Raw genomic sequence first — 2,220 nt, 5'->3', positions numbered from 1 at the left:
CGCAGCAGTGGTGGCTTTTCATCCACTTTTCTAATTGCCCATTCATTTAATTAACCCCTGTTTATAAAATCCCCTTACCTTAAAAATTATTATACTTACTTTTTATATACTCACAGTAAAGCATCTATTTCAATTAATATTTGCAACAGCTTCCCTTTTTTTACATCAGTACCAAAATATTTTATAGCATGCGGTACCAGTAAATTTTTTTCTGCAGCCGGTATCATTTTATTTTTATGCAAATGATTAGGTATAAAAACAAACTGCAGCCATTGTGCAAAATCGGTTTTTGTAATACTCCTGTTATCATCGTACCAATGTACCCAGGCTGGCATATTGGTTTGCCAAAGGCCGGTAGCTTTTAATTCTTCTTCAAGCTCCATTGTTTTAGCAGTAATCGTATTCCCCAGTTCAATCATCAATTTTTAATTTCCAGTAAATGTAATACTGTGTTAATGCGGCAAACTATAACAGTTAGGCAACGTTATATTTCAATTAGGATTGGTGCCGGCGATATATTTATCGTTAAAAATCCGGCCGTTAATTCACCTGTAATTAGGCAACGGGTTCATCAATTGAGGTAACGACACCCAACGCCGGATTTATTTGTTTACTTTTAATACTAAATTATTTTTATCGTTAGAATAAAGCATAGCTCATCAATTGTTTTTGCCTTGATATTATTTTCAACGGCCTTTACTCAAACCAGTTATCATGTAACTACAGGGCAGGGCCTGGCTACAAACCAGTTAACCGTATTAATAAAAGACAGGCAAAATAATATGTGGTTTGGCAGCTACAACGGTTTGCATAAGCATGAGGGCACTTCTATAAAAGTGTATAAAAAAAATAATAAAGATTCCACCTCGTTAAGCAGTAATGAAATGCACAGCGTATTTGAAGACAGGTTGGGATTTATATGGGTGGGCACTACCGGCGGCCTTGATAAGGTGAACCCAAAAACCGGAAGCATAAAACATTATAAATTAAAATCAGCAAAAGCAAAAGACGACTGGAATGGTTATATCGTTACAATATTTCAGGATAATGAAGATAATATATGGGTAAATACAGATGCTGCTTTATTTGTACTGAACTACAATACAGGCAAATATTATGAAGTATTGGAAAAGGAAAAATCTGGAAAAGGAGTTCCATCAGCCGGGTTAATTTATAAAAGCACCGTGCCAACAAAGGAAGGTCTATGGATGTATGCGCCGGGATACCTCATGTTCTTTGATTTTAAAAGCCACCAGTTTTTTCACAAATACAATAACCCGCTGCATAAAAAAATATTTGAATTGCCCGAATCAAAAAATCCCGATCTGCAAAGCGATCTGTGCATGGATTCTTCTAAAAACCTGTATTTTATTTTTAATGGCAGTGCTTTGATTAAATATAATATCATTACTGAAAAACTGGATTCCTTTGCATTTGTATTTCCGCAAAATGCATGGCGTTGTTGTGTTTCCATAGCTGCAGATTACAGAGGAAATGTGTGGATAGGGTTTCGGTATGGCGGGTTGCTTTTTTTTAATAACGATACCCAAAAATTTACACCTATCCGATATACAGGTGCAAACAGCCTGATACAATCAGATTATATTTATTCGCTGCAGGAAGATTATCTAAAAAGAATGTGGGTATCTACCAACAACGGAATTTTTATTATCAATTATTACGACAGTGCTGTGCAGCAAAAAAACCTCAGTTATAAAAAAGAGATTTTAAATATTGATTATCCTTCTGCCATCATATCGCAGGATGATGAAGGCACCATATATGCTCCCTATTTTGCTGGTGGATTATTTACCTACAATATTTTTAATGCGGCCACCCGGTATTTTCCACTTCCCGATACTTCGGTAAAAACTTTAGGCTATGTTTTTACGCCAGAAAAAAGCAACACCTATATAGCTCGAAATGGCACACTGCTGCAGGCCGATATGTCAACCAATAAAATTAAACTGTCTTTACCTGTTCAAAAAATGTATCGGTTAATGGCAACCACCGCCGGCAATGTAGTATGGGTATTCAGGTATAATGAAAATGCCGTTTATTTTAAAAAAGGAAACGGAGATATTTATTATTATAATGGTACAGACAGTATTGAAAAAATTACAGGTAATGGTTTTTCAAGGCAGGCCTGTGTTTCGGCCAGCAACGATTTTTTTTATTTTTTGTCACACGAAGGTGATTTGGTTAAGCGAAACCTTGTAT

Annotated in this window: 2 protein-coding genes; one reads left to right on the top strand and one right to left on the bottom strand. The window is 35.7% G+C overall.

Translation table 11 applies throughout. The features are described 5' to 3' along the window. Positions 1-110: 110 nt before the first annotated feature. Complete coding sequence (locus ACY65O_RS11980) at positions 111-419, bottom strand: YqcC family protein (RefSeq protein WP_462221088.1); 309 nt, start codon at positions 417-419, stop codon at positions 111-113. 255 nt (positions 420-674) lie between these two features. Between ACY65O_RS11980 and ACY65O_RS11975 the strand changes: the two genes are divergently transcribed. Continuing rightward, the coding region (locus ACY65O_RS11975) for a ligand-binding sensor domain-containing protein (RefSeq protein WP_462221087.1) at positions 675-2,220 on the top strand (1,546 nt) is incomplete at its 3' end.

The organism is Ferruginibacter sp. (genome assembly GCF_031430955.1).
Lineage (GTDB): Bacteria > Bacteroidota > Bacteroidia > Chitinophagales > Chitinophagaceae > Ferruginibacter.
Note: the sequence above shows the minus strand (reverse complement) of the source record. Positions and strands in the feature narration are given on the sequence as shown.